Annotated in this window: 16 protein-coding genes, 1 tRNA gene and 1 pseudogene; 11 read left to right on the forward strand and 7 right to left on the reverse strand. The window is 49.9% G+C overall.

Annotation, left to right across the window (positions count from 1 at the left end; genetic code table 11):
- Positions 1 to 47: 47 nt before the first annotated feature.
- The 4 genes from LPB400_RS05025 (at position 48) to LPB400_RS05040 (ending at position 5,606) form a co-directional block, all read left to right on the forward strand.
- Positions 48 to 1,844, forward strand: coding sequence for an aminopeptidase P family protein (locus tag LPB400_RS05025; RefSeq protein ID WP_219089608.1), 1,797 nt, complete (start codon positions 48 to 50; stop codon positions 1,842 to 1,844).
- 231 nt (positions 1,845 to 2,075) lie between these two features.
- Positions 2,076 to 2,996 carry an oligopeptide ABC transporter permease OppB gene (gene oppB / locus LPB400_RS05030; RefSeq protein WP_036472303.1) on the forward strand — a complete coding sequence of 307 codons (921 nt, stop codon included), beginning with the start codon at positions 2,076 to 2,078 and terminating at the stop codon, positions 2,994 to 2,996.
- Positions 2,997 to 3,068: 72 nt separating this feature from the next.
- Positions 3,069 to 3,977, forward strand: a complete 909-nt coding sequence (gene oppC, locus LPB400_RS05035) for an oligopeptide ABC transporter permease OppC (protein WP_003683112.1) — start codon at positions 3,069 to 3,071, stop codon at positions 3,975 to 3,977.
- A 24-nt stretch (positions 3,978 to 4,001) separates the two neighbouring features.
- Positions 4,002 to 5,606: an ABC transporter ATP-binding protein gene (locus tag LPB400_RS05040; RefSeq protein WP_107792428.1), complete on the forward strand. Its 1,605-nt coding sequence runs from the start codon at positions 4,002 to 4,004 to the stop codon at positions 5,604 to 5,606.
- Positions 5,607 to 5,690: 84 nt separating this feature from the next.
- Here the strand turns inward: LPB400_RS05040 and LPB400_RS05045 are convergent, their stop codons facing one another.
- A complete protein-coding gene (locus LPB400_RS05045) occupies positions 5,691 to 6,968 on the reverse strand; it encodes an O-acetylhomoserine aminocarboxypropyltransferase/cysteine synthase family protein (protein ID WP_107792429.1) in 1,278 nt (425 codons plus the stop codon).
- 194 nt (positions 6,969 to 7,162) lie between these two features.
- Here LPB400_RS05045 and LPB400_RS11000 point away from each other — a divergent pair.
- Positions 7,163 to 7,369: pseudogene (locus tag LPB400_RS11000) on the forward strand (IS30 family transposase); the annotation flags it as partial.
- A 245-nt stretch (positions 7,370 to 7,614) separates the two neighbouring features.
- Here the strand turns inward: LPB400_RS11000 and LPB400_RS05050 are convergent.
- Together LPB400_RS05050 and yaaA are read right to left on the reverse strand one after the other, a co-directional pair.
- A tRNA-Ser gene (locus tag LPB400_RS05050) sits at positions 7,615 to 7,705 on the reverse strand.
- Positions 7,706 to 7,784: 79 nt separating this feature from the next.
- Positions 7,785 to 8,564: a peroxide stress protein YaaA gene (gene yaaA / locus LPB400_RS05055; protein ID WP_107792437.1), complete on the reverse strand. Its 780-nt coding sequence runs from the start codon at positions 8,562 to 8,564 to the stop codon at positions 7,785 to 7,787.
- 170 nt (positions 8,565 to 8,734) lie between these two features.
- Between yaaA and LPB400_RS05060 the strand changes: the two genes are divergently transcribed.
- Both LPB400_RS05060 and LPB400_RS05065 read left to right on the forward strand, forming a co-directional pair.
- Positions 8,735 to 9,124 (forward strand): RidA family protein, encoded by a 390-nt coding sequence (locus LPB400_RS05060; protein WP_107792430.1) that lies wholly within the window; start codon positions 8,735 to 8,737, stop codon positions 9,122 to 9,124.
- Positions 9,125 to 9,194: 70 nt separating this feature from the next.
- Entirely contained in the window at positions 9,195 to 10,025 is an 831-nt protein-coding gene (locus tag LPB400_RS05065) for a symmetrical bis(5'-nucleosyl)-tetraphosphatase (RefSeq protein WP_070873857.1), read from the forward strand.
- Positions 10,026 to 10,079: 54 nt separating this feature from the next.
- Here the strand turns inward: LPB400_RS05065 and LPB400_RS05070 are convergent, their stop codons facing one another.
- Positions 10,080 to 11,453, reverse strand: a complete 1,374-nt coding sequence (locus tag LPB400_RS05070; protein WP_219089610.1) for an FAD-binding oxidoreductase — start codon at positions 11,451 to 11,453, stop codon at positions 10,080 to 10,082.
- 95 nt (positions 11,454 to 11,548) lie between these two features.
- Positions 11,549 to 11,815 (reverse strand): hypothetical protein, encoded by a 267-nt coding sequence (locus LPB400_RS05075; protein ID WP_219089612.1) that lies wholly within the window; start codon positions 11,813 to 11,815, stop codon positions 11,549 to 11,551.
- A 517-nt stretch (positions 11,816 to 12,332) separates the two neighbouring features.
- Between LPB400_RS05075 and LPB400_RS05080 the strand changes: the two genes are divergently transcribed.
- From LPB400_RS05080 to LPB400_RS05095, 4 genes are all read left to right on the forward strand, one after another.
- The gene (locus LPB400_RS05080; protein ID WP_219089708.1) at positions 12,333 to 12,821 is read left to right on the forward strand and encodes an FKBP-type peptidyl-prolyl cis-trans isomerase; all 489 of its coding nucleotides are present in this window, start codon (positions 12,333 to 12,335) and stop codon (positions 12,819 to 12,821) included.
- Positions 12,822 to 13,038: 217 nt separating this feature from the next.
- The gene (gene glgB / locus LPB400_RS05085; RefSeq protein WP_219089614.1) at positions 13,039 to 17,325 is read left to right on the forward strand and encodes a 1,4-alpha-glucan branching protein GlgB; all 4,287 of its coding nucleotides are present in this window, start codon (positions 13,039 to 13,041) and stop codon (positions 17,323 to 17,325) included.
- Positions 17,326 to 17,470: 145 nt separating this feature from the next.
- The gene (gene glgX / locus LPB400_RS05090) at positions 17,471 to 19,456 is read left to right on the forward strand and encodes a glycogen debranching protein GlgX (protein ID WP_219089617.1); all 1,986 of its coding nucleotides are present in this window, start codon (positions 17,471 to 17,473) and stop codon (positions 19,454 to 19,456) included.
- A 313-nt stretch (positions 19,457 to 19,769) separates the two neighbouring features.
- Positions 19,770 to 22,250, forward strand: coding sequence for a glycogen/starch/alpha-glucan phosphorylase (locus LPB400_RS05095; protein ID WP_219089619.1), 2,481 nt, complete (start codon positions 19,770 to 19,772; stop codon positions 22,248 to 22,250).
- A gap of 128 nt (positions 22,251 to 22,378) precedes the next feature.
- Here the strand turns inward: LPB400_RS05095 and LPB400_RS05100 are convergent, their stop codons facing one another.
- Positions 22,379 to 23,872, reverse strand: a complete 1,494-nt coding sequence (locus LPB400_RS05100; protein WP_219089621.1) for a surface lipoprotein assembly modifier — start codon at positions 23,870 to 23,872, stop codon at positions 22,379 to 22,381.
- Positions 23,873 to 24,092: 220 nt separating this feature from the next.
- Positions 24,093 to 25,049, reverse strand: coding sequence for a Slam-dependent surface lipoprotein (locus tag LPB400_RS05105; RefSeq protein ID WP_070461457.1), 957 nt, complete (start codon positions 25,047 to 25,049; stop codon positions 24,093 to 24,095).
- Between the last annotated feature and the right edge of the window lie 129 nt (positions 25,050 to 25,178).

A 25,178-nucleotide genomic window follows, 5' to 3' on the forward strand; every position in this document is an offset into this window, starting at 1 on the left:
ACGGCCTTGATGACAGAGGCTGTCTGAAACAACAGGAGACATAACACATGAAATCTGTACAACAACGTTTGTCCGCTTTACGCGAAGCCATGAAAAAACATGGCGTGGACGCGTTTGTCATTCCTTCCGCCGATCCACACCTTTCCGAATACCTGCCCGAGCATTGGCAGGCACGTCGTGATTTTTCCGGCTTTACCGGTTCGGCCGGCACTTTGGTGGTGACCGCCGATAAAGCAGGCGTGTGGACGGATAGCCGCTATTGGGAACAGGCAGGCCAACAGCTTGCGCCAAACGGCATCGAGCTGCAAAAAATGGGCGTTGATGCGCCTTATACCGAGTGGTTGGCACAAAATCTGCCCGAGGGCGCAGTGGTCGGCGCGCCTGCCGATATGTTCGCACTCAGCGGCGAGCGCGGTTTGAAACAGGCACTTGCCGCCAAAAACATCCGCCTCGAATATCCTGAAACCTTGTTGGACGAAGTGTGGGACGACCGTCCTGCATTGCCGACTCCGGAAATCTACGTTCACCATCCCGACTATGTTTCCGAAACTGCGGCCGAAAAACTGGCTCGTATCCGTGCGGCTATGAAGGAGCAGGGCGCAGATGCGCATTTGGTTTCTTCTTTGGACGACATCGCTTGGATTACCAATCTGCGCGGCGATGATGTGCCGTTCAACCCTGTGTTCTTGTCCCATCTGTTTATCAGTCAAGACAAAGCCGTATTGTTTACCGATGCAGGCCGTCTGAAAGCCGAATCTGCCGAAGCCTTGAAAGTGGCAGGTTTTGAAGTATTGCCTTATGCGCAAGCGGCGGATTACTTGGCAAGTGTTAAGGGCGCATTGCTGATTGATCCGAACAAAACCGCCGTCGGTACTTTGCGCCGCCTGCCTGAAGACGTCCGTTTGATTGAAGCCATCCACCCAAGCACATTCTTCAAATCGGTTAAATCCGATGCCGACATCGCCCATATCCGCAATACCATGGCGGAAGACGGCGCGGCATTGTGCGGCTTCTTTGCCGAGTTTGAACAAATCTTGGCAGACGGCGGCGAATTGAGCGAGCTGGACATCGACGGCATGCTCTACAAACACCGCAGCCAACGTCCCGGCTTTATTTCGCCAAGTTTCGACACCATCGCCGGCTACAATGCCAATGCCGCCTTGCCTCATTACAGCGCGACACCGGAAAACAACAGCAAAATCAAAGGCGACGGTATGCTGCTGATTGACTCCGGCGGCCAATACTGGGGCGGTACGACCGACATCACGCGCGTGGTGCCTGTCGGCAATCCGAGTGCGGCCATGAAACGCGACTACACTTTGGTGTTGAAAGCGCATATTTCTCTGGCGGAAACCATTTTCCCTGAAAACATCAAAGGCCCGATGATTGATGCCATCTGCCGCAAATCGCTCTGGCAGGCGCAATGCGATTACGGTCACGGTACAGGTCATGGCGTGGGCTATTTCCTCAATGTGCACGAAGGCCCGCAAAGCATTGCCGTTGCCGCCGTACCGCAACCGCATCACGCAATGAAGTCAGGTATGCTGACGTCCAACGAGCCGGGTCTTTACCGTCCGGGCAAATGGGGTATCCGTATCGAAAGCTTGGTCATCAACCGTCCGATTGAAAACCCAGAGGAAACCGAGTTTGGTAAATTCCTGTATTTCGAAACCGTTACCCTCTGCCCGATCGATACGCGCCTGATCGATACCAAACTGATGACTGGCAGCGAAATCGAATGGCTGAACCAATATCACGCCGAAGTGCGCCGCCGTCTCGAGCCTTTGACAGAAGGCGCGGCCAAAGCATGGCTGATTGAGCGCACCGAACCTTTGGTGCGTTAACTTGAAAGGCCGTCTGAAACGGCGGATATCAAGTTTCAGACGGCCTTATAACAACAATTATCTACAAACTACAAAACCTTACCCGACTCCGAATAAAAACAATAACCCGGTCGGAATAGAGAGAGAAACCGGCGCGGCGACGTTACAGATGCCTGCTGCCATTCATCCGATTTCCGCTTCAGGTCAGCTTGTTTTCACGAGTCCGGTATGTTCAGACAGGACAGCCTGATTATGTTGAAATTCATCATCAAACGGATATGTGCTTCCATCCCGACTATGCTGGTGTTGATTACCGTATCGTTTTTCCTGATGCGGCTTGCACCGGGCAGCCCGTTCACAGGCGAACGCAATCTGCCGCCTGCGGTCATGGCCAACATCGAAGCCAAATACCACCTCAATGACCCGATGTACCTCCAATATTTCCACTACCTCAAGCAGTTGGCGCAGGGGGATTTGGGGCCGTCGTTCAAATATAAAGATTTCAGCGTTAATGAGTTGCTTGCCCAATCCCTGCCGGTATCGGCAGAACTTGGCTTCTACGCCTTTTTGATTGCCGCCATCTTCGGCATGTTTATCGGCATCATCGCCGCCTTAAAACAAAACAGCTGGCTGGATTATTCGCTGATGAGCGGTGCGATGACTGGTATCGTCGTTCCCAGTTTTGTGATGGCGCCGGTATTGGTACTGGTGTTTGCCGTCAGACTGCAATGGCTGCCTGCAGGCGGCTGGAACGATGGCGCACTGATGAATTTGATTCTGCCCGTCGTTACTTTGTCCATCGGTTATGTGTCCAGTATCGCGCGGATTACGCGCGGCGCGATGATCGAAGTATTGAACAGCCCCTTTATCCGCACGGCACGCGCCAAAGGCCTGCCCATGAGCCGCATCATCCTGCGCCATGCGTTGCGTCCTGCCATGTTGCCGATTGTTTCTTTCTTAGGCCCGGCATTCGTCGGCATCATTACCGGCTCCATTGTGATTGAAAACGTGTTCGGTATTCCCGGCGTCGGACAATTGTTTGTCAACGGCGCGCTCAACCGCGACTACGGCATGATTTTGGGTTTGACGATTTTGGTCGGCATCATGACCATTTTGTTCAACGCCATACTCGATATTCTGTATGCCATTATTGACCCGAAAATCCGTTATTAATCCCATTTGCGCAAAGGCCGTCTGAAACGTTCAGACGGCCTGAAGAAAGAATAAAAAGCGAGAGAGAACATTATGTTATTCAAAAAGAAGCAGACTCAGGCCCTTGCAGAGGCAGCAGAATACGCCCAAGTACACGGCAAAAGCCTGTGGAGCGACGCATGGCGGCGTTTTAAACAGAACAAAGCGGCGGTGTACAGCATTATCATCCTGTTGCTGATCAGCATTTTTGTGATTGTGGCGCCATGGATTGTCCGCTACACCTACGACTTCACCGACTGGGACAATATGCAGATTCCTCCGTCCTTTTCTACCCATCACTATCTGGGTACGGACTTACTCGGCCGTGATTTGTTGTCGCGCGCGGCAACCGGCGGACGTATTTCCTTGCTGGTCGGTGTGGCCGGCGCATTGGTGGCCGTTGTCATCGGTACGCTTTATGGCGCGATTGCCGGCTTTATCGGTGGTAAGCTCGATTCGCTGATGATGCGCTTTTTGGAAATTTTGAACGCGTTTCCATTTATGTTTTTCGTGATTCTGCTGACCACGTTCTTTGGCCGCAACTTGCTTTTGATTTTTGCCGCCGTGGGTTTGGTGTCTTGGTTGGACGTGGCGCGTATCGTGCGCGGTCAAACCTTGAGCTTGAAGCATAAAGAGTTTGTCGAAGCGGCGCGTGTGAGCGGCGTGGCAAAACGTAAAATCGTGACGCGCCACATTATTCCGAATGTTTTGGGCGTGGTGATGGTGTATGCCTCTTTGCTGGTGCCGGGCATGATTATGTTTGAATCTTTCTTGAGCTTCTTGGGCTTGGGCGTGCAAGAGCCGATGACCAGTTGGGGTTCGATGTTGCAAGAAGGCGCGATTTCTATGGAAGCTGCACCATGGCAGCTGCTCGTGCCGAGTTTCTTCTTGGTAACCACTTTGTTCTGTTTCAACTTTATCGGCGACGGCCTGCGCGATGCGCTCGACCCGAAAGACCGCTAAACCGCAACCAAAAGGATAATCAAAATGACAAAACAGTTACTGGTTGTAGAAAATCTGGACATCAATTTTGAATTGCATGAAAAAAACGTGCACGCCGTGCGTAATGTCAGCTTTAAAGTGGCAGAGGGCGAAACATTGGCTTTGGTCGGCGAATCCGGCTCGGGCAAGTCTGTAACATCTATGTCCGTTATGCGCCTGCTGCCTGAGAAATTTGCCCGATACAGCAAAGATTCGCGCATTACTTTTGACGGCATTTCCATTTTGGATGCCGATGAGAAAACCCTGCGTGATTTGCGCGGCAACCGCATCAGCGTGATTTTCCAAGAACCGATGACCTCGCTCAATCCGTTTATGCGTATCGGTACGCAACTGATTGAAGCGGCACGTGTGCACAATAAAAAGCTCGGCAAAAAAGAAGCAGGGCAGAAGGCATTGGCATTGCTGGAACGTGTGGGCATCAAAGAAGCCGAACGCCGCATGAAGCAGTATCCGCATGAGTTTTCCGGCGGCCAGCTGCAACGCATTATGATTGCCATGGCGCTCATTAATGAACCTGACCTGCTGATTGCCGATGAGCCGACCACTGCTTTGGATGTAACCATTCAAGCCGAGATTCTCGATTTGCTCCATGATTTGCAACAGCAAATGGGCATGGCGATTATCTTCATTACCCACGATTTGGGTTTGGCGGAACACTATTCCAAAACCGTCTGCGTCATGCGTAACGGCGAAATTGTCGAGCGCGGCAAAATCAAAGAAGTATTTGCCCATCCGAAACACGAATATACCGCCGAACTCATCAATGCCATTCCCAAAGGCATGAAAGAGCCGGAAGAAAACAACGCCGGTGTGTTAATCGATGCCGATAATGTCAATGTTTCTTTCGTATTGAAGCAAAACTTTTTTGGCAAACCGCTCAAAACCTTTGACGCCGTCAAAGGCATCAGCCTCAAAATTAAAGAAGGCGAAACATTGGGCGTCGTCGGCGAGTCCGGTTCCGGCAAATCCACACTGGGCAAAGCCGTCATGCAGATGCTGCCTTATACCGGCCATATTTCCTTTGAAGGCAAAGACCTGAAAAACTATACCGCCGAAGAAGCACGCCGTCTGAAATCGCAACGGCAAATTGTGTTCCAAGACCCCTTCGGTTCGCTTTCACCGCGCCTGACCGTTGGCGAGATTATTGGCGAAGGTTTGACGGTTCACCATCCTGAAATGACCAAAAAAGAACGTATCCAGCGCGTTTTGGAAGTCATGAAGGAAGTGTCCCTGCCGCTTGATGCGCTCAACCGTTATCCGCATGAGTTCTCCGGTGGCCAGCGTCAGCGTATCGCTATTGCACGCGCCGTTATCCTGCGCCCGAAATTCATTCTTTTGGACGAGCCGACCTCTGCACTTGACCGCTCCGTGCAATCCAAAGTGGTCGAACTTTTGCGCGACTTGCAGAAGAAATACGGCCTGACTTATATGTTCATCAGTCATGATTTGTCTGTCGTACGCGCTGTCAGCGATAATGTGATTGTGATGAAGCAGGGCGAAATGGTTGAGTACGGCAGCGCGGATCAGATATTCCACCATCCGCAAAACGATTACACCAAACGTTTGATTAACGCTGCATTTGATTTGTAGAAAAGGAAAAGGCCGTCTGAAAAGAAATTTTCAGACGGCCTTTTTAAGCGGAGGCTTTTTTCATCTAATTAGCGTTGCTATTGCCTATGCCTGTGCGGCATCCAATGCCTGCGCCAAGTCGGCAAGCAAATCGTCGATATGCTCGATACCCACGCTCAGGCGTACCATGTCGGGGCTGACGCCTGCTGCGGCGAGTTCTGCATCGTCAAGCTGACGGTGGGTCGTTGTGGCAGGATGGGTAGCCAGCGATTTGGCATCGCCGATATTCACCAAACGCAGGAAGAGTTGCAGTGCGTCAATGAATTTCGCGCCGGCTTCACGGCCGCCTTTAATACCAAAACTCAGCAAACCTGAGGCTTTTTCGCCGTAGTCGCGGTCAATCAAAGCTTTATACGGACTGTCAGGCAGTGCAGGATAGTTCACCCATTCGACCCGCGGATGTTTCTTTAAGAATTCGGCTACTTTTAGGGCGTTTTCGCAATGACGTTCCATACGCAGGGCGAGGGTTTCCAAACCTTGAAGCAGTAAAAATGCGCTGTGCGGAGACAGGGCGGCACCGGTATTACGCAATGGGACGACGCGAGCGCGGGCAATGTAGGCGGCTGCACCAAAATGTTCGCAGTAGTTTATGCCGTGGTAAGACGGATCAGGCTGATTGAAAGTTTTTTCAAAGCGCGGATTGCCTGCCCATTGGAATTTGCCGCCGTCGATAATGGCACCGCCAATCGTTGTACCGTGACCGCCGATGTATTTGGTCAAGGATTGGATAACAATGTCGGCACCGTGCTCGATCGGGCGGAACAATGTGGGCGTAGCAACGGTGTTGTCCACCATCAGTGGCAGCCCTTGAGCGTGCGCGGCTTGTGCGAATGCTGGAATATCAACGACATTGATGGCGGGATTGCCGATAGATTCGCAATACACCAGTTTGGTGCGGCTGTCGGTATTGGCAGCAATTTCTTCGGGTTTGGCCGGATCGATAAAGCGTACTTCTATGCCTTGGCGCGGCAGGCTGTGGGCAAAGAAATTGTAAGTGCCGCCGTAGAGCGTTTTGGTTGCGATGATGTTGTCGCCTGCTTCAACCAAGGTTTGAACGGCATAGGTAATTGCCGCCATACCGCTGGCGACAGCCAATGCGGCGATACCGCCTTCCAAACGGGCAACGCGTTCTTCCAAAACGGCAGTGGTCGGATTCATCATACGGGTGTAGATATTGCCCGCTACATCAAGATTGAACAAGTCTGCGCCGTGTTGCGTGTTGTCGAAAGTGTAGGAAGTGGTTTGGTAAATGGGGACAGCAGCGGATTTGGTAGTTGGTTCGGATTGATAGCCTGCATGCAGGGCAATGGTTTCCCGTTTCATTTAAATATCCTTGTAGCGATTAAATAATGATAAATAGAGGCCAGTAGTAACGGATTTGAAGGGCAAACTTTCTATAATGGAAAAGTTTGGATGCAGCAATATACGGCCTTTCCTATAAGAAAGATTACCATGAGCGACACGCAACTGACCCAAGAAGAACGATACCACATTCAAGACCTGTCCTACCACCACACCATCATCGAATGACACCCCATCATAATGCCGTTTACCGCGACCTTCTCAAGATGAAAGCAACGGCAGTACTCTGTGGCAACATCTTGGAATATGCAGCAACCCTACTGCAAACGATACGGCGGCACATGGCTCTAAGGCAAAATGCACGATCGCGTCTGCATAGAAAACGCCCCTCCATGGTCGAGCAAAAATTCTGCATTGGTGATAGGTAGGCCGATACCCTTGACGGCAAAGATTAGAAAAGTAAATACCTTTGAAAATTCCCCCAAATTCTTAAATGTCTGGGTGGGGCTTTAGGGATTTGGGGGATTTCAAAGGTATTAGGCCGTCTGAAACTATGTTATAGAAAGTTTCAGACGGCCTTTACGGGATTCTTTGGATTTGAAAATAAAAAAGACTTGAATCATCAAGTCTCGCATTTCATTTTCACTAGATAAAAAAATATTAAGAATGGCGGAAGCGGTGAGATTCGAACTCACGGAGGGCTATCAACCCTCGACGGTTTTCAAGACCGTTGCATTAAACCGCTCTGCCACGCTTCCATTCTTGAAGCCGTAATATTAATGGAACTTACGGTCTTTATCAAGAGGTATTTTAGAAAAAATATCTAGGATTCTGTTTTTATTTGGATTGTTCTTCACGCATGAATATCCATTCGGCTTCGTTTGAAGCTGCTTCATTGAATGAATAGCCCTCGTAGTCGAAATTTTTGAGCATTTCAGGCTCGGTAATGCCGTGTTCTGCCGCGTAGCGCACCATCAAACCGCGCGCACGTTTGGCGTAGAAGCTGATGATTTTGTATTTGCCGTTTTTCTCGTCTTTGAAAATCGGTGTAATCAGGCGTGCGTTGAGTTTTTTGGTGTTGACAGATTTGAAATATTCTTGTGAGGCGAGGTTGATTAAAACGTCGCTATCGGCCTGCTTCAGCGTTTGGTTGAGTAGGTCGGTGATTTTATCGCCCCAAAATTCGTAGAGGTTTTTGCCGCGTGAGTTGGCAAAGGCTGTGCCCATTTCCAAGCGGTAGGGTTGCATCAAGTCGAGCGGGCGCAGTACGCCGTATAAGCCGGAGAGCAGGCGGACGTGTTGTTGCAGGTAGTCGATTTGTTCCGGTTTGAGCGTATTGGCGGCGATGCCTTCATAGACGTCGCCGTTGAACATAAATACGGCCTGTTTGGCGTTTTCAGGGGTAAACGGCGTGTGCCATACGGCATTGCGTTCGGCGTTGAGCAGGGCGATTTTGTCGGAAACATGCATCAGCTCGGCGATTTGTTGGGGGGCAAGCTGACGCAACTCCTGCATCAGGATTTCTGCTTCGGGCAGAAGGTCGGGCAGGGTAAAGCTGCTTACGGGGGCGGGGTCTTTTTCGTTGAGGTTTTTGGCTGGGGATAAGACAAAAAACATGATAATTTCGGCTTTGAAATGAATAATGTGTGGGATTGTAGGTTTAAAATCGGGGAAGAACAAGATGGGAGAAACGCATTAATTGAATGCTTTTATTGAAACGTATTTCTGTTGAAAGTAAAATTCGAAGCTTCCACCTGATTCTGACATTTCTACTTGAGGAGAATATCATGTCTAAAACCATTATTCATACCGACAAAGCCCCTGCCGCGATTGGCGCATACAGCCAAGCAGTCCGCGCAGGCGATACGGTTTATATGAGCGGTCAGATTCCTTTGGATCCGGTCACGATGACTGTGGTCGGCAATGGCAACTTCCGCGCCGAAGCAGTGCAAGTATTTAAAAACCTGCAAGCCGTAGCCGAAGCGGCCGGCGGTTCTTTGAACGATATCGTCAAACTCAATGCTTATTTGACCGATTTGGCCAACTTTGTCGTGTTCAATGAAGTGATGGCTGAATTTATCGAACAACCTTTCCCTGCGCGCGCGGCAGTTGGCGTGGCCAGCCTGCCTAAAGGCGTTCAGGTTGAAGCAGAAGCAGTATTGGTTTTAAATGCATAATTGATGTTTTCAGACGGCCTAGGCTGGGCTTGAGGCCGTCTGAAAATAATAACAACGGAAAACAATAATAATGGCACATTACGCAATCGGAGACATTCAAGGCTGTTTTGACGAGCTGACTTTGTTGCTTGCCAAAATCGGCTTTAATCATGGTACGGACACCCTTTGGCTGGTCGGCGATATTGTCAATCGCGGCCCGAAGTCCTTGGAAACCCTGAAATTTGCCAAAGAGCATGACAGCAGCGTGCAAATGGTTTTGGGCAATCATGATTTGCATCTTTTGGCCGTCGGTTGCGGTGAAGGAACGCTCAAGCGCAGCGATACGGTTGAGCCGATTTTGTCCCATCCCGAGAGTCAATCCTTATTGGACTGGCTGCGTCATCAACCGCTTTTGGTGCGCGGTAACAGGCATGTGATGGTGCATGCCGGTATTTTGCCACAATGGTCGGTTGATAAAGCCGAAAGCCTTGCCCGTGAAGCCGAGGATGAATTGCAAGGTAAAAAGTACAGGAAATTTTTTGGCAAAATGTACGGCAACAAGCCGACTGCGTGGACGGATGATTTGACCGGCTACGAGCGCCTACGGATGATTGTTAATGTCTTTACCCGTATGCGTGCGCTGACGTACAAAGGCGAATTGGATTACGAATATAAATCCACTTTGAAGAAAATGCCGCTTTACCTGCGCCCTTGGTTTAAAGCACCTGATAGGCAGAATTTGGATTATATTACCGTGTTCGGGCATTGGTCGTCGTTGGGCTACGTTAATACAGACCAAGTAATTGCTTTGGATACCGGCGCGTTGTGGGGCGGAGAGCTGACAGCGGTCAATTTGGATACCAATGAAGTAATACAGGTACCGTCTTTGGGCGGATTGGACTGGAAAACGGCATTGAAATAGTTTGGATAAGATAAAAGGCCGTCTGAAATGTTTCAGACAGCCTTTTCGTATTGGTTAATCCAAAGAAGGCAGGAGTTTGTCCGGATTCATAATGCCATAAGGGTCAAGCTGATTTTTGATGGAATGCATCAGAACAAGTTCGGCCTGCGTACGCACACGGGGCAGCCAATGTTTTTTGATGATGCCTACGCCGTGTTCTGCGGCAATCGTACCATGGCAGGCAAGAATGTTTTCATAAACAATGGTATTGACGGCGTCTTCGTATTGGTAGGCTTCGTTGCTCAATACGTTGGGCAGGAATGTATTGTAATGCAGGCTGCCGTCGCCTAAATGTCCGAAGCAGACAATCTGTATGCCGGGAAAGCGGGTTTCCAAGGCAGGGGCGCATTGGCGGACAAAGGTGGCCACTTGGGCGATAGGGACGGCGATATCGTGTTTAATACTGGTGCCGAGTTTGCGTTGGGAAGCGGAAATATTTTCACGCAAGGTCCATAAGTCGGAGCGCTCTTGCTCGGATTGCGCCAAAATGCTGTTTTCCCATCCGTTTTGATAGAGAAATTCGGCAAGCTTTTCATCCAGTCCGGCATCGGGAACAGAGTCTGCAAGTTCAATCAAAATATGCCATTCCGCATCAGCAGGCTTTTTGAGTTGGCTGAATTCCGAAGATAAATCGAGAGCAAAGCGGCTGATCAGCTCGAAGCTGGTCAAGTGCTCGGCAAAATGGCCTTGCACCGCAGTCAAAAGTGAGACGGCGGATTCAATATCGTCTAAACCTACCCATGCGGTCGCTTTGGTTTTGGGCAGGGCAAAGAGTTTGAGTGTGGCGGCGGTAATGATGCCCAATGTTCCTTCGCTGCCGATAAAAAGATGGCGCAAGTCGTAGCCGGTCGTGTTTTTGTGCAGGGGCTGAAGGTGGGAAACCAGTTCGCCGTTTGGTAAAACGACTTCCAAACCCAATACCAAATCACGCATGCTGCCGTAACGCAAGACATTCAAACCGCCGGCATTACAGGCGATATTGCCGCCGATTTGGCAAGAGCCTTCGCTGGCAAGACTGAGCGGAAACAGTCGTTCGGCTTCGGCTGCCGCCTTTTGAGCATTTTGCAAAATCACGCCTGCTTCAACCGTCATGCTGTTGTCGGCAAGGTTGATATCGCGGATACGGTTGAGCTTGGAGAGGTTGAGCAGTACACCTTCGCTGGTTACCGTTGCGCCGCATAATCCGGTATTGCCGCCTTGCGGGGTTACTCGGATGCGGTTTTCAAAACAGAAACGCATGATTTTCTGCACGCTTTCGACGGAGTTCGGCTGTAAGACAATATCCGGCGAAGAAACAAAACGGCGGCGTTGGTCGTTTAACAAGGCCGGAGTGGCTTCGATGATTTCAGAGGCGGAAAGAAACTCAGCAAAACGGTCGTGAAGGTACATGGCAGTCAGGCGGAAAAGTCGGGAAGGGAAAAATGAAGAATGTAAAAAAGCAGGATACGCAATGGTATCCTGCTTTTCTTATATTCAAAAGAATATTATTTAGCAGCTTCAGAAGCAGCGGCTTCAGCAGCAGATGCAGCAGCTTCAGTAGCAGAAGCAGCGGCTTCAGTAGCTTCGGTAGCAGCAGAAGCAGCGGCTTCAGTAGCAGATGCAGCGGCTTCAGTAGCAGATGCAGCAGCTTCAGTAGCAGAAGCAGCGGCTTCAGAAGCAGCAGAAGCAGCAGTTTCAGCAGCTTTATCAGCACCGCCACAAGCGGCCAAAGCTAAAGACAACAAAGCAGCAGCGAACAGAGATTTTTTCATTTTTGAGGACCTTTTTTAAATCGATTTAAACATTTAAACTAAAAATAGCCGTCAAACGGCCTGTACAGTAGAAATTCATTGCTGAATTTTCGTTATTATGCCCCACGGGGTGGGCCAATGCAACGTTGCTTAACCGTTTGCGGATTAAAATCAATACAAAATTAGCGAAAATAATGTAAATCAGGGAGGCAGGTAAAAAATCATCTAAAAATATTCATAATTAATGAACTTTTAAAAAGTTGTTTATATTCAATAATTTGATTATTTTTAACTGTTGTTGGCTTTAAGGGTTTGGAATGTTTTTGCGTTTGGGGAATTTTTTGTAATTTAGCAACTTTGTGTTGTGAAAAAGCAACTTTGTATGGATTGGAATCATTCAATTTTGTTTTTTATATGGACTTTTTCGGTTTTGTTGTGTTCGCCAAAAGTATTTGTTTAAGGTAAACCGATTGTTTAGTTACAGCTGTGATAAAATAGCCTGAACTTGACTTTATAAATATTGATTAAGGACGACATGATGTCTATTGTTAAAAATTCCGTAGTTTCCCTGCATTATGAAATGTACGATGCAAACAACCAGCTGTTGGACAAAACCGAAGAGCCGATTGCTTACCTGCATGGCGGTTATGACGGTATTTTCCCTTTGGTGGAAGAAGCGCTGCATGGCAAAAATGTAGGCGATACCGTTGAAGTGGCTTTGTCGCCTGATGATGCCTTCGGCGAGCAAGATCCTGAGCTGGTGCGTATTGAAGATGCAAGAATATTCCCTGTTGAAGGTGAAGTCGAAGTCGGCATGATGTTTGAAGCCGATGATCCGGAAACAGGCGATGTATTGATTTATCGTGTAACCGATGTTGCTGACGGTAAAGCCGTAGTGGATGGTAACCATCCTTTGGCCGGTATGAAAGTATTGTTCAAAGCGACTGTTGAAGGTGTGCGCGATGCGACTGAGGAAGAAATTGCCCACGGTCACGTACATGGCCCGCACGGTCATCACCACCACTAATTAGGCTTGAAGCATGATAAAGGCCGTCTGAAAAGGAATGAAACCTTCCTTTTCAGACGGCCTTTAAGTTTTTACAAGACAGATAAATAGGAAATTTTGGCGCAGGTCAAATCAAACAGGGAAATATGGATTTTGTTAGAGACTACAATAAATTACATATAACGGTGCGACACAATCTGTATTAAGATTCAGATATTGGTAAAACAGGCAGAGTGCAATGAGTGAAACATTGGAGCGGCAGGCTGTAGAGGCCGGTATTGATTTAGGCTACCACGACATCAACGGTATATATCATGCGACCAAACCTGAAGTTTTGGAATCGATCGTTGCTGTTTTGGACAAAAGCAAACCGGATTCATACGGCCTTTATCTGAATACGATGGTCGCGCATGAAAACGGCGAAGAATCTTTACAGATGCCGTCTGAATTTCATGGTGCGGAAGCGGTCGTATTGATTGATGAGGCGGATGAGTGCCAGAGCTTGACTTTATATCCGGGCGACAACGATACGCTTTGGATTAAGCTGCCCCGACTGGCTTGCGGTTATTACACGTTGTCGGCCGATACCGGCGGCAAATGTTTCCTTGTACGCCTGATTGTTGCGCCTGAATCGGTTTACCAACCCAAACTGCTTGCCAATGGCGGTCGGATGAATGGTTTGACCATGCATTTGTACAGCCTGCGTTCCGAGCGCAACTGGGGCATAGGCGACTTTACCGATTTGCTGAACCTGATGAAATATGCGGCGGAGAAAAAGCTGGATTTTGTCGGTATCAACCCTTTGCACGCCTTGTTTACCAGCAAGCCTGCCTTTGCCAGCCCGTATAGCCCTTCTTCGCGCGAATGGCTTAATCCGATTTACTTGGATATCGAGAAAGTCGGTGCGTTTACTTATAACGAGCAACTGAAAAACTGGCTGGCACAACCGAAAATCCGTCAGCGCATTGCCGCTTTGCGTGTTACGGAAACGGTGACTTATACGGCGGTTTGGGCATGCAAGCGTGATGCGCTGCATATGGCGTTTAACGCGTTTGAACAAGATACTTGCGTAGCTGCGGCAAATGAACGCGCTGCATTTGAAGCATTTGTATTAGAAAAAGGCAAGGCTTTGCAAGGCTTCGGTTTGTTTGAGGCTTTGAACCAGTATTACAGCTGCCCTGGACAAGTGGGTTGGCAGTCATGGCCGTCTGAATTTCATCAGCCTGATGGCGAAGCAGTAGAAAAATTCGCGCGCAGCCATGAACGTGAAATCCGTTTTTATCTGTGGCTGCAATGGCTTTGCGCGGAGCAGTTGCAAGAAGTCAACAAAGCCGCTGCCGAATACGGTGTCAAACTCGGTATTTACGGCGATTTGGCGGTCGGCGTGGCGCGAGGCAGCGCGGATACTTGGTTAAACCGTCAAGATTATTGTATGGACGTATCGGTCGGTGCGCCGCCCGATCCTTTGGGACCGACAGGGCAGAATTGGAATTTGCCGCCGCTTAATCCATCGATGTTGAAGCATACGGGCTATGAAAAGTTTGCCCATTTGTTGCGCGAAAACATGCGTCTGTATGGCGTGTTGCGGATTGACCATGTGATGGCATTGTGTCGTTTGTGGTGGGTTTTAAACGATAAAACAGCGGATTTCGGTGCATATGTGCATTACGACGCCGAAGTGACTTTCGCCATTTTGGCTTTGGAAAGCCAGCGTAACCGTTGCGTCATCATCGGCGAGGATTTGGGAACGGTACCCGATCAAGCGCGTTATCTGCTCAACCGCTATCAAGTGTTCTCTTACAAAGTAATGTATTTCAGCAAGGGCTGGAACGGTTTTCAATTACCTGAAGAATACCCCGAGCAGGCGATTACGGTCATCAGTACCCACGATGTTGCGCCGCTGGCAGGTTATTGGACAGGCAAAGATTTGGATACGATGTTCAAACTCGGTACTTTGCCTGATGCAGCCGCTTTTCAGACGGCCTTGGACGAGCGCGAACACGATAAAGCCGATTTGCTGGACAAATTGAAATATACCGGCTGTCTGGGTGCGGACGTACAAATGCCGGCAAAAGCCGATGAAACCTTGCTGGCGGCTTTGCACAAATACGGCGCATTGAGCCGCAGCAAGCTTTACGCCGTACAACTGGAAAACCTGCTGGGCGTCATTGACAATTTGAATGTCCCCGGCGTAACGGACGGCTATCCGAACTGGGCGCAAAAAATGCCGGTTTCTTTGGAAGATTTCCCACAACACCGCCTCATGGGCGGCCAACTTGCCATTATTGACGAGGTACGCATGAAAACAAACAGCCAAATCAAGGCTTATCATGAACTTGACCAAATCGAGCGCGATACGGTCGAAAGCCTGTTTCTTGCCACCCACAGCGACTTGTTCGCTTATTTGGGACGACACCGCCTTGCAGAGGGTGATGAAGTAGTGCGCGTTTTGATTCCCGGCGCAGTAAGTGTGGATATTGTGAACCGCCGCAGCGGCGAACTCATCGTGCCGTCTGAAAAAATTGATGAACGTGGTTTCTTTGTGGCTGTTTTGCCCGATGATGCGCCCGATTACGCTTTGAGTATCCGTTATACCGAAGACTCCGAGCCTGTGATTGAAGAAGACCCTTATCATTTCAGCTCTGCGTTGCAAGACATGGATTCCTGGCTGTTGGCCGAAGGCAAGCACCTGCGTCCTTATGAGATTTTAGGTGCGCATTTTGCCGAGTTGGACGGCGTGAAGGGCGTACGCTTTGCCGTATGGGCGCCAAATGCACAACGCGTTTCCGTTATCGGCGAGTTCAACAACTGGGACGGCCGTCGCCATGTGATGCGTTTCCACCGCGACAACGGCATTTGGGATATCTTTATTCCGGCAGTCAAACTCAATGCCCTTTACAAATTTGAAATCCGCGATGCCAACGGCAATGTGCGCGAGAAAGCCGACCCGTATGCTTTCGGTGCGGAACTGCGCCCGACTACGGCATCTATCGTGCGCGGTTTGCCTGACGAAGTGGAAGAACCGGCTTTCCGCGCTCGTGCTAACGCCATTGATGCGCCGATCAGCATTTATGAAGTGCATTTGGGTTCGTGGAAACGCAATCCGGAAAACAATTTCTGGCTGACTTACGAAGAGCTCGCCAAAGAATTGGTGGCATACGTCAAAGACATGGGCTTTACCCATATCGAGTTTTTGCCTGTTTCCGAATATCCGTTTGACGGCTCATGGGGCTATCAGGCAACCGGTTTGTATGCGCCGACCAGTCGTTTCGGTTCGCCGGAAGAATTGCGCGCATTGATTAAAGCCGCGCACGATGCAGGCATCAGCGTTATCCTCGACTGGGTAGTCGGCCATTTCCCGACCGACGATCACGGCCTGGCCAAATTCGACGGTACCGCGCTGTACGAACACGCCGACCCGCGCGAAGGCTACCACCAAGACTGGAACACCCTGATTTACAACTTCGGCAGAAACGAAGTAAAAAACTTCCTGCAAGGCAATGCCCTGTATTGGATAGAACGTTTCGGCTTTGACGGTATCCGCGTTGACGCGGTTGCTTCGATGATTTACCGCAACTATTCGCGCAAAGACGGCGAGTGGATTCCGAACCAATACGGCGGTCATGAAAACCTTGAAGCCATCGCTTTCCTGCGCGATACCAACACCATGTTGAAAGAGGAGGTTCCGGCTGCGACTGAAATCGCCGAAGAATCTACATCATTTGCCAATGTGACCCGCCAAGAAGGTTTGAACTTCAGCTTCAAATGGAATATGGGCTGGATGAACGATACTTTGCGTTACATGATGGAAGACCCCATCAACCGCAAATACCATCACAATAAAATGACCTTCGGCATGATGTACCAGTACAGCGAAAACTTTGTCCTGCCACTTTCACATGATGAAGTCGTACACGGCAAACGTTCGCTGCTCGGACGGATGCCCGGCGACTGCTGGCAACAATTTGCCAACCTGCGCGCCTACTACGGCTTTATGTACGGCTTCCCCGGCAAAAAATTGTTGTTTATGGGCAACGAGTTTGCACAAGGCCGCGAGTGGAACTACAACGAAGGACTGGATTGGTTCCTGCTGGAGCAAGAGGGCGGTTGGCACAAAGGCGTACAAGACTTTGTGCGCGAGTTGAACCATGTCTATAAAGACACCGCGCCGCTTTACCAATTGGACCAATGGCCTGAAGGCTTTGAGTGGTTGGTTGCAGATGACGGCGACAATTCCGTATTCGTTTTCGAGCGCCGCGACCGTGAAGGCAACCGCGTTATCGTCATCAGCAACTTCACGCCAGTTGTGCGCGAAGGCTATCGATTTGGTGTGAATTCTGCCGGCAAATACCGCGAAATCCTTAATTCAGACGACCTGCATTACAAAGGTAGCGGCGTTTCTGCCGGCGCAACGGTGGAGACAGAAGAAGTTTGGTCGCATGGCAAACCAAATTCCCTGTCTGTTACCGTACCGCCGTTGGCAACCGTTTACCTGTATCAGGCGGCAGTCAAAGACGAAGCGTGAATCAACTTTAAGGGTGAGCATCATGCCTGCCTAATCAGCTGAAAATTAAAAGATAGTGATATCAATATGACTCAAGGCCGTCTGAAAGATTTTCAGACGGCCTTATATTGGACACGAAACCAAATACATACCAAGGAATCATTCTATGACTGCCAAATCATGGCATATCGAGGAAGGCAAGCCTTATCCCATGGGCGCGACCCTGACAAGTAAGGGTGCGAATTTCACCTTGTTTTCCATCAATGCGGAAAAGGTCGAATTGTGTCTGTTTGATAAAGATAAAGAAACCCGTTTGGAGATGCCTTCGCGGCGCGGTTCGGTATTTTACGGATTTGTGCCGGACGTTAAGGCAGGGCAGAGATACGGTTTTCGCGTGTATGGACGTGAAAACGCAGAATACGGCTCATGTTTTAATCCCAACAAATTGCTGATTGACCCGTATTCCAAAAAAATTGACGGCAAACCAAGCTACCGTACCGCCGAAGAAATGGCATGGTTCAGGCCGGAAGATGAACGCGACAATGCTGCCGTTGCGCCGAAAAGCGTCGTGATCGGACGCAGCCGATTTAATTGGGCCAAAGATTGCCGTCCGGAAATACCGTGGGGCAAAACTATTATTTATGAAGCCCATGTCAAAGGGTTTACCAAGCAGTTTCCCGATTTGAAGTACGCAGGCACTTATAAAGCCTTGAGTGATAAACGGGTTTTGGCCTATTTGCAAGAGTTGGGGGTAACGACGGTCGAGCTGTTGCCGATTCATTATCATCTGGACGAATACCATCTTCAGCAGATGGGTTTGAGCAATTATTGGGGCTACAACACTTATTCCCATTTTGCCGTTGAGCCGTCTTATGCCGATAATCCCGAGCGTGCGGCGGCGGAGTTTAAACAGGCGGTCAAAGCCCTGCATCAGGCGGGCTTGGAAGTGATTTTGGATGTCGTGTACAACCACACGGCAGAGCAGGACGACAAAGGCCCGATGCTGTGTCAGCGCGGTATCGATAACACTTTATGGTATTGGCACACCTCTTACGGCAGCTATGAAAACTGGTCAGGTTGCGGCAATACGCTCAATATCGTTCGGCGCGATGTTACCCGTTGGGCGGCAGACAGCCTGCGCTATTGGGCTGAAGAGTTTCATGTTGACGGCTTCCGTTTCGACTTGGGAACCGTATTGGGACGTGAACCCGATTTCCAATCGTACGGCCGCTTTTTCCAAGTCTTGTATCAAGACCCGGTTTTGGCTGGTTTGAAGCTGATTGTCGAAGCATGGGACATCGGCGATGGCGGCTATCACTTGGGCAATTTCCCACAACCTTTTGCCGAATGGAACGGCCGTTTCCGCGATGATATGCGCGCGTTTTGGTCGTGGGAAAGCGGTAATTTAGGTGCATTTGCCGAACGCTTGGCCGGGTCGTCCGATATTTTCAACCACAGCGGCCGCCGTCCGTCTGCCAGCATTAACTTTATTACCGCGCATGACGGCTTCACTCTGCGCGATTTGGTCAGCTACAACGAAAAACACAACGAAGCGAATGGTGAAAACAACCGCGACGGGCATAATGAAAACATCAGCTACAACCACGGCGTAGAAGGCGAAACCGATGATGAAGAGATTTTGCTCAACCGTGAATACACGTCCAAAGCGCTGCTTGCCTCTTTATTTTTATCTAACGGTACGCCCATGCTGTTGGCCGGCGATGAGTTCGGCAACAGTCAGCAAGGCAACAACAACAGCTACTGCCAAGATAATCCAATTACATGGTTGGATTGGCAAAATGAGTCCCATGCGTTGCAAGATTACACTCAAGAGCTGATACGCGTCCGAAGCCAAATCAAGCTGCTGACAGATGATTGTTGGTGGGAAAAAGAGCGTGTGCAATGGCTCAATGCCGATAGCAGCCCAATGACCGAATATTGTTGGCACAATAGGGGCAGTAAGGCGATTCAGATTGTTTTGGACGACGAGTGGCTGCTGTTGGTAAATGCCAAACGTAGTCGTCAGTTATTTAACCTGCCTCAAGGTAATTGGGAAATTTCTTGCGTACCATCAGAGAAATTAAATTACGAAGAATCAGGGAAATGTGTTGTTGAGCACATGGGGATTTGGATTTTGCATAAAACAAATTAAATGGGAATTAAACTATTGTTTGATTAACGCTTTGATATTTTATTGGTATTTGTTCATTTTTGGCTTCGTGGTATAAATTGAAAATGCCGATAAGATGATTAATGGTTTGGTTGTTAATCAAATGTTTTATAAAGAAAAAATATCCTTTTTTTAAATCTTTCCGCTATAATCTCCTTAGTTTGTAACAAATCTACGCACCATTCCTTTCAGACGGCCTGTTGCTGTTGTCAGGCCGTCTGAAAACCGAGTTTCGTTGTTTTTAATAAAACCATCAGGCGCGTTGTCCAGTGCCTCACGCTAGAGAAAGGCTTCCATGGCTAAGAAAAAACTCCCCATCTCCGGTTACGATTATGTAATGCCTAAACCGGACGCCGAAACCATCCGTAAATCCATCGTTTACAAGCTGATTTTCATCTTGGGCGTAGATCCGAAGGAGGCAACTTCACACCAATGGCTCAACGCCGCCATGCTTGCCGCGCGTGACCTGATTGCGGAAGATTTCCTCAAAACACGCCGCGCCCACATCGACAACAGCAAACGCATGGTTTATTACCTGTCTATGGAATTCCTGCTCGGCCGTTCGTTTGTCAACGCGCTGATTAACGAAGGCGTTTACGCCGAATTTGAAGAAGCCTTCAAGCAACTGGGCAAAGAATTTGCCGATGTCTGCGAACAAGAAGAAGATCCAGGTTTAGGTAACGGCGGTTTGGGCCGTCTTGCCGCCTGCTTCCTCGACTCTTTGGCAACCCTGCGCATTCCGGCCATGGGCTACGGCATCCGTTACCAATACGGTATGTTCAAACAAGAAATCGTGGATGGACAACAAGTTGAAAAACCCGATTTGTGGCTCGACCAAGATTTGGCATGGCAATTTGCCCGTCCGAACAAACAATATTCCGTCCGTTTCGGCGGTCAAGTATTGAACTTGGGCGACAAAAAAGAATGGCAGCCGAGCGAAGAAATTTCCGCTTGGGCATACGATGAAATCATTCCGGGCTATGGCGGCGAATGTGCCAACCCATTGCGCTTGTGGACCGCACACGCAGGCAACCTGTTTGACCTTGCCGACTTCAACCGAGGCGACTATGCCTCTGCCGTTCGCGCACAAAACAGCGATGAAAACATCTCACGCGTCCTGTATCCGAACGACTCTACCGATTCCGGCCGCGAATTGCGCCTGAAGCAAGAATACTTCTTGGTTTCCGCTTCCGTTCAAGACATCGTTGCACGTCACAAATGCCGTTTCCCAAGCATCCGCACTTTGGCGGACGAAGTCGCCATCCATTTGAACGACACCCATCCGGTGCTCGCTATTCCAGAATTGATGCGCATCCTGATTGACGAAGAAGGCATTGCGTGGACCGAAGCATGGAATATGTGCTGTAAGATTTTCTCTTACACCAACCACACACTGATGAGCGAAGCCTTGGAAACTTGGCCGGTCGATTTGATGGGCCGTCTGCTGCCACGCCACTTGGACATCATCTTTGAAATCAACGCCTACTTCCTCAATGCCTTACGCGCCATCGGTAACTTCGACGACGACTTTGTCCGTCGCGTATCCATCATCGACGAAACCCACGGCCGTCGCGTCCGCATGGCATGGCTTGCCGTGATCGGTTCGCACAAAGTCAACGGCGTGGCCAAAATCCACTCCGATTTGATGACCACATCCATCTTTGCCGACTTCGCCAAAGTATTCCCAGAACGCTTTACCAATGTAACCAACGGCGTAACCCCGCGCCGCTGGATTAACATCGCCAACCCGGGCCTGACCAAATTCTTGGACAAACATCTGGGCAACGAAGACTGGCGCCTGCATTTGGATAACCTGACCAAGCTCAACGACAAAGTGGACGATGCCTCCGTACAGGCAGAGTTCGGCGCAGTGAAAAAAGCCGCCAAAGAGCGCCTTGCTAAATACATCGAAACCGAGCTGGGCATCAAGGTTAATACCGATGCACTTTTCGACATCCAAATCAAACGTATCCACGAGTACAAACGTCAAGCATTGAACGTGATGCACATTGTCGACCGTTATAACAAAATCTTGGAAAACCCGGATTTCGATTGGCAGCCGCGCGTGTTCATCTTTGCCGGTAAAGCCGCATCTGCTTATTACATGGCGAAGAAAATCATCCGACTGATTAACGATGTTGCCAAAGTCATCAACAACGACCCCCGTATCCGCGACCTGATTAAAGTTGTGTTCATCCCGAACTACAGCGTCAGCCTCGCCCAAATCATCATCCCGGCCGCCGATTTGCACGAACAAATCTCACTGGCGGGTACGGAAGCATCCGGCACCAGCAACATGAAATTCGCCCTCAACGGCGCGCTCTGCATGGGTACGCTGGACGGCGCGAACGTCGAGATTTTGGAAAAAGTCGGCGCGGACAACTGCTTTATCTTCGGTAACACCGTAGAACAAGTCGAAGAACTCCGCCGCAACGGTTACGACCCATTGAGCTATATCGAACGAGACAGCGACCTGCGCCGCGTCGTCAACCAAATCAGCCAAGGCACTTTCTCTCCGGAAGAGCCAAACCGCTACAACGACGTGTTGCAACCATACGGCGACTTCTATCAACTGATGGCCGATTTCCGCAGTTACATCGACACGCAATACAAAGCGGACGAACACTACCGCAACGTATCCGCATGGCGCAAATCAGCCTTGATCAACATCGCCAACATGGGCTTCTTCTCATCCGACCGCTCCATCGCCGACTACTGCCGCGATATTTGGTACATCAAACCATTGAGCGAAAAAGAACTGCCCGGCAAAAATTAAGCGTTGAGCAGATAGCGAAAGCCGATACATCGGAAAGGTGTATCGGCTTTTTCAGACGGCATGATATAGAAAGGAGTAAAACAGTATGGTTGTATCGCTGTTTTAGCGTATTTCTAAATGATTCAATTTTAAAATCGATATTTAAAATTTAGTAGCCATTCATTCTGACGGTAGCGGTAATGTGCTGTATTGCTATGGGAGATTGAGCGTCTGAAACGAAACTCAGGGTACACGCCTTTAAGGTTCCACTGCGGAAAGCCCACAACGGCTATCATTATGTATTGATTGTCGCGCCGCCGTCTGTTGTCGCTGACAAAATTTGCCGCGTCATAAAGACTGCGGCGGTGAAGCAGGATGGCGTTGAGGTAAGTACCGCTTGAAAAAAAACTATACGCTCCCAGCCGTGTTGTATATTCCTTGCTGGAAGAAGATTTTTCGGGATAGGCTTTGCGTGTTGCATCAAAGTTGGCGAACAGACCGCTTTTCGGCGTGATGGAAAATTCCGCCCCCGCGCCCAGTTCGTATTGTTTGTAGTCTGCAAAATAATCTTTGCTTTGTCCGCCGTATCCGGTCTTTTTCGCTCCGGCACGGGCATTGACACGCCAGCGCGGGGAGAGTGTGCGCGACCAGTCGGCATCCACACCCCATGCGCGGTAGTGGGTGTGGCGGTTGCGGAAGTCGTATTCGAAATAGGGCAGCAGGGAAAATGAGGAGCGTGCGTCGGCATAGGCGTATCCCGCGTACAGCGAACCGTTGTGATAGCCGTAATCCGGCATGGCCGCCGAATCTTTGTCTTTTTCCGTGTAGCGGTTGCCGTACAGCACACTGCGCACCTGTACACCGTGATGCCCTTTGAGCGGGACGGTTTTTTCGGCGGTCGCGCTATAGGATAAGAAGGTCGAATCCGTTGGCGCAGGCAGGGTGCGCTCCATCAGGCACATGCCCGCGATTTCCCACACGCATTGGTTGATGCCGTTGCCTTGGTTTACATTGCTGTTGTAGCCGTAGCCTAGACCGATTTGGCCGTGCCAGCGGCGGCGTTTGCCCAGTTCGGACAGGTAGTTTTCCACGATGGGGCGGGTTTCAGCAGGAATATCTGTTTTCAGAACTTTTTCAAATGCGGCGGCGGACTCTTTGTTTTGGTTGTCTTCGGCATAAAACCGCCCCGCTTCGAGCAGCAGGCGGGGGTTGTCGGGTTCGGCTTCCAAGGCCGTCTGAAAACTGTTCTCCGCCGCGCGAGAATCCCCTTCGGCCCGTTTTTGCAGTGCATCGGCCAAATAAATCAGCGCAGGTTTGTGCTGCGGCAGTTTGGCGTAGCGGGCGGCAAACTGTCGCACCTTGTACCACTGCCGCGCGTTGAGGGCGTGGTAAATCGCACTTTCCAGTTCTTCCGCCGTATCGCCGACTTGGTAGATTTCACCATCTATCGAAATATAGCCGTCGTTTTCTTCCACTTTCTCGCGGGCCTGTTCCGTGTCCAGCCAGTCACTTTCTCGATATTGCTGCGTTTGGCGGCTGCCCTCGTCCAGCAGGCGGCGGCGTTCGTCTGCGGCATCGTCGGACGGGGCGGCAAAGCAGACCGTACAGAGCGGCAGGAAAAGCAGGCAGAGGCGGTGGGTCATGTGATGGGGTCCTTTGGGGCGGGGAGGCCGTCTGAAAGAAGTAAAAAACAGAAATTCCGCAAGGCAATACAGGTTTGTACGGCACTTCGGAAACAGGTCAGCCGCAGTATATTTATGCCTACTGCGGCTGCGGTTAAAAAACGGCGGTTTTCCTGATCGCGGGAACGTACGGCCAAACGCCGAAAACACCGGCATTCCCTAATCGCGTAAGCGGACAAGGTTATTTTTTCGCGCCGCCGAAGGCTACGTCGTCGCCTTTGTTGTTGTCAGTTCCGCGTTTGGCATAGCCTGCCATGGCTGCCGCGCCATTGCCGTAGAATTGTCCGGTAATGCCTTCGTTATTGCGGCCTGGGATGCTGTTGAATGTACCTTTTGAATTGGTAATTTCAACACCGTTAAAGCTCAAATCCCTATCGCCCGCGCGTTTCAGTGCGCCGCTCATAGAACCTTTGTCGCCCGTACCGAATGTGGCTTTGATTTCACCGGTATAGAAATCGTTTTTGCCCGGCGTGTGCTTGTTGATACCGACAACGTTATAGGTAGCCGCAGCCAAGTTTCTGGTGTTTTTGGTCGGATTCTCACCCACGAACCAAACCGTACGGTTGCCGTCGTTCATATTCAAATCCGTGCTGTTGGCGATCTGATTGCTGTTGCCTTTGCGCGGTGCCCATTCGCCGAAGAAGACGTTGGTTGCCGCAGTCGGCACTTTGGCAAAGGTCATGCCGCCGAATTTCGGTGCAATCGGTAACTTTGGGTCGGCCATTTGGCGTACGCTGAACACTTCGGTGTTGTTGGCACGTTTTTCATACCACACTTGGGCGAGTTTGGTTTTCGAGAACCAGCCCGCAATCGGGTTGATGTCGCCGGGTTGCAGGTATTTCGGATTGGCCGTGCCATTTGCATTGGCGTTCTGATTGCCGCCGTTGATGGGCGTATTGCCGTATTTGTTGCGGATGCGCTGCGCGGGTCCGGCTTCGAGGTTGATGGAATTCGAATAACGGTTGTTTCCATCGCTGTCTATACTGATACCGGCACGGTTTGCACCAAACGGCAGCGCATCCGATTTTTGAGTTTTCACACGGTTTGTACTTGATTCTCCATATATATTCTCTACAGCCAAGGCAGAACCAAAAGCACCCATCAAAAGGGCGGCTAAGACGGTTTGACGCACATTCATGTTGAGACTCCTAAGAAATTGAAAAAAGCCTGCTTATCTTTGAAATATAGATGGCGGCAGAAAGCAGAAAAAAGACCGTCATATAAAAATAATATTGATAATCAATATTATATATACTAATTTGTTTTT

This window comes from Neisseria perflava (genome assembly GCF_019334725.1).
Taxonomy (GTDB): domain Bacteria; phylum Pseudomonadota; class Gammaproteobacteria; order Burkholderiales; family Neisseriaceae; genus Neisseria; species Neisseria subflava_A.

Excerpts from the sequence above, each read along its gene's own strand:
- LPB400_RS05045 (WP_107792429.1), bottom strand. The coding sequence starts at position 6,968 with ATGAAACGGGAAACCATTGCCCTGCATGCAGGCTATCAATCCGAACCA.
- LPB400_RS05025 (WP_219089608.1), top strand. The coding sequence starts at position 48 with ATGAAATCTGTACAACAACGTTTGTCCGCTTTACGCGAAGCCATGAAA.
- LPB400_RS05040 (WP_107792428.1), top strand. The coding sequence starts at position 4,002 with ATGACAAAACAGTTACTGGTTGTAGAAAATCTGGACATCAATTTTGAA.
- LPB400_RS05105 (WP_070461457.1), bottom strand. The coding sequence starts at position 25,049 with ATGAATGTGCGTCAAACCGTCTTAGCCGCCCTTTTGATGGGTGCTTTT.
- LPB400_RS05075 (WP_219089612.1), bottom strand. The coding sequence starts at position 11,815 with ATGAAAAAATCTCTGTTCGCTGCTGCTTTGTTGTCTTTAGCTTTGGCC.
- yaaA (WP_107792437.1), bottom strand. The coding sequence starts at position 8,564 with ATGTTTTTTGTCTTATCCCCAGCCAAAAACCTCAACGAAAAAGACCCC.
- oppB (WP_036472303.1), top strand. The coding sequence starts at position 2,076 with ATGTTGAAATTCATCATCAAACGGATATGTGCTTCCATCCCGACTATG.
- LPB400_RS05065 (WP_070873857.1), top strand. The coding sequence starts at position 9,195 with ATGGCACATTACGCAATCGGAGACATTCAAGGCTGTTTTGACGAGCTG.
- oppC (WP_003683112.1), top strand. The coding sequence starts at position 3,069 with ATGTTATTCAAAAAGAAGCAGACTCAGGCCCTTGCAGAGGCAGCAGAA.
- LPB400_RS05080 (WP_219089708.1), top strand. The coding sequence starts at position 12,333 with ATGTCTATTGTTAAAAATTCCGTAGTTTCCCTGCATTATGAAATGTAC.
- LPB400_RS05060 (WP_107792430.1), top strand. The coding sequence starts at position 8,735 with ATGTCTAAAACCATTATTCATACCGACAAAGCCCCTGCCGCGATTGGC.
- glgX (WP_219089617.1), top strand. The coding sequence starts at position 17,471 with ATGACTGCCAAATCATGGCATATCGAGGAAGGCAAGCCTTATCCCATG.
- LPB400_RS05095 (WP_219089619.1), top strand. The coding sequence starts at position 19,770 with ATGGCTAAGAAAAAACTCCCCATCTCCGGTTACGATTATGTAATGCCT.
- glgB (WP_219089614.1), top strand. The coding sequence starts at position 13,039 with ATGAGTGAAACATTGGAGCGGCAGGCTGTAGAGGCCGGTATTGATTTA.
- LPB400_RS05070 (WP_219089610.1), bottom strand. The coding sequence starts at position 11,453 with ATGTACCTTCACGACCGTTTTGCTGAGTTTCTTTCCGCCTCTGAAATC.
- LPB400_RS05100 (WP_219089621.1), bottom strand. The coding sequence starts at position 23,872 with ATGACCCACCGCCTCTGCCTGCTTTTCCTGCCGCTCTGTACGGTCTGC.